The organism is Duganella sp. HH101, from assembly GCF_001758795.1.
GTDB lineage: Bacteria > Pseudomonadota > Gammaproteobacteria > Burkholderiales > Burkholderiaceae_D > Rugamonas > Rugamonas rivuli.
Window position 1 is genome coordinate 1 of sequence record NZ_LRON01000062.1, and the last position, 3,047, is coordinate 3,047.

The 3,047-nt window shown below is 65.9% G+C and carries 1 protein-coding gene; it reads left to right on the forward strand.

Annotated elements, in window-relative coordinates; translation table 11 throughout:
* Positions 1 to 3,047: AMP-binding protein (locus tag DUGA2_RS32275; RefSeq protein ID WP_229214835.1), on the forward strand; the 3,047-nt coding region annotated here is incomplete at both ends.

Below are 3,047 nucleotides of genomic sequence, written 5' to 3' on the forward strand. Positions count from 1 at the left end.
CTTCGACTGCACGCCGTCCCAGCTGGGCTTACTGCTGCAAGCGGCCGGTGCGGACGCATTGCCTTCCTGTCTGCTCGTCGGCGGCGAAGCCATCCCGCAACAGCTGTGGGAACAATTGAAGCAAGCGCCGGCAAAGCGCAGCTTCAACGTCTACGGTCCGACCGAGGCGACCGTGGACACGACCGTCTGCGCCATCGCGGACGCCGGCGAGGTACCGGTGCTTGGCCGGCCGATCGGCAATGCGCAGATATATCTGCTGGATGCGGGCCTCAATCCCGTGCCGGTAGGCGTGGCGGGCGAGCTGCATATCGCCGGCGCCGGGCTGGCGCGCGGCTACCTGAATCGTGCCGACCTGACGGCGGACAAGTTCGTGCCGAATCCGTTCGGCGAGGCCGGATCGCGCATGTACAAATCGGGCGACTTGGCGCGCTATCTGGAAGACGGCAGCATCGAGTATCTCGGCCGTATCGACCATCAGGTCAAGCTGCGCGGCTTCCGCATCGAGCTTGGCGAAATCGAAACCGTGCTGACGGCACTGGAGCCGGTGCGCGACGCATTGGTGCTGGCCCGCGAGGACGTGGCGGGCGACAAGCGGCTGGTCGCGTATCTGGTCGCGCACGATGGCGAGCAATTGCCTGATGCCGCCGGACTGCGCGCCGCTTTGCTGGCATCGCTGCCGGAGTACATGGTGCCTGCGCACTTCGTGGTGCTGGACCAGCTGCCATTGACGCCGAACGGCAAAGTGGACCGCAAGGCCTTGCCAGCGCCGGATATGGCGCGCAGCGAAGAAGGCTATGTGGCGCCGCGCACGGCGGCCGAAGAGGCCATGGCCGATATCTGGGCCGGCGTGCTCAATCTGGACAAAGTGGGCGTGCACGACAACTTCTTCACGCTGGGCGGCCACTCGCTGCTGGCGATCACGCTGGTGGAGCGCATGCGCCGCGCCGGCCTGAATGTCGACGTACGGACCTTGTTCGCCACGCCGACCATCGCCGCACTGGCCGGAGCGTCGGGTGGTGAAAACAACGACATCGTGGTGCCGGCCAACGGCATCGTGGCCGGTAGCACGGCGATCACGCCGGAGATGGTAACGCTGGTGAAGCTGGACGAGCAGGAGATCGCGCGTGTGGTCGCGGCGGTTCCGGGCGGCGCCGCCAACATCCAGGATATCTATCCATTGGCTCCGCTGCAGGAAGGCATCCTGTTCCATCACATGATGAGCGAGGAGGGCGACGCCTACCTGCTGCCTAGCCTGATGCAGTTCGACAGCCGCGAGCGGCTTGACGGCTTTGTCGCGGCCTTGAACAAGGTCGTGGCGCGCCACGATATCCTGCGTACGGCCATGCATTGGGATGGCTTGAACGAAGCCGTGCAGGTGGTCTGGCGCGAGGCGCATCTGGTGGCCGAGCAGGTCAACCTGGACCACGCGGCCGACGTGGCGCAGGAACTGGCGGAGCGCTATCATCCACGCCACTACCGTCTGGACGTGCGCCAGGCGCCGCTGATGCGCGCGTTTGCCGCACAGGACAAAGCCAATGGCCGCTGGCTGCTGCAAATCCTGGCGCACCACCTGGCGATCGATCACAGCACGCTCGACATGCTGGTCGCGGAAGTGCGCATGCTGCTGCAAGGCCGCGCCGACGAACTGCCGCCGGCGCTGCCGTTCCGTAATTTCGTTGCCCAGGCACGCCTGGGCGTGAGCCAGGCCGAGCACGAAGCCTACTTCGGCGCGATGCTGGCCGACGTGGATGAACCGACCGCACCATTCGGCCTGCTCGACGTGCAGGGCGACGGCACGGGCATTGTCGAGTCGTACCGGATGGTCGATGGCGATCTGTCGCGTCGTTTGCGCCGGCAGGCACGCCAGCTGGGCGTGAGCGCTGCGAGCGTCATGCATCTGGCATGGGCGCAGGTGCTGTCCAAGGTGTCTGGCCGCGACGATGTGGTGTTCGGCACGGTGCTGCTGGGCCGTATGGCCGGCGGTGAAGATGCGTCGAGCGTACTGGGGATGTTCATCAACACGCTGCCAGTGCGCTTCAAGCTGGGCGAACAAGGCGTGGCAAAAGCGGTGCGCTCCGCGCACGACATGTTGACGCAATTGCTCCGTCACGAGCACGCGTCGCTGGCACTGGCGCAGCGTTGCAGCGGCGTGGAGGCGCCGATGCCGCTGTTCTCGGCCCTGCTCAACTACCGCCATAGCGTGGTGCAGAAGAAGGGTGACGCGGCATGGCAGGGCGTTGGAATGCTCAGCAGCGAAGAGCGCACCAATTATCCGGTCACGTTCTCGGTCGACGATCTGGGCGAGGACTTTGCGCTGACGGCGCAGGTCAGCGCAAGCGTGTCGGCACAGCGCGTATGCGAATACATGCACGCCGCCGTCGAGCAGCTCGTGGCGGCGCTGGAAGCCGCGCCGGACAGCGCGGTTGGCGCCATCGACGTGCTGCCGGCATCGGAACGCCATCAACTGCTGGTGGAGTGGAACGACACGGCGTGCGATTATCCATCGACGTCGACGATGTCGGCGTTGTTCGAGGAATGGGCGGCATCGTCGCCGGACAGCGTGGCGCTCGTGCACGAAGGCGAACAGTTGACGTATGCCGAGCTCAATGCGCGAGCGAACCGCCTGGCGCATCACCTGCGCACACTGGGCGTGGGCCCGGACGTGCTGGTGGGCCTGTGCGTGGAGCGTTCGCTGGAGATGGTGGTAGCCCTGCTGGGCATCCTGAAGGCCGGCGGCGCCTATGTGCCGCTGGACCCGGCCTATCCGGCCGACCGCCTGGCCTACATGCTGGAGGACGCGGCGCCGGCGGTGCTGCTGACCCAGCAACGCCTGCTGGCCTCACTGCCGGCCAGCGAAGTGCCTGTATTCCTGCTGAACGCCGACGCGGCGTCGCTCGATGCCTGCGACGCCACCAATCCGTCCAGCGTCGCCTCGGCCGACAACCTGGCTTATGTGACTTATACATCCGGCTCGACCGGCAAGCCTAAGGGTGTTCAGATCAACCAGCGGAACGTGGCGCGCCTGGTTAAATCAAGCGATTACGTGG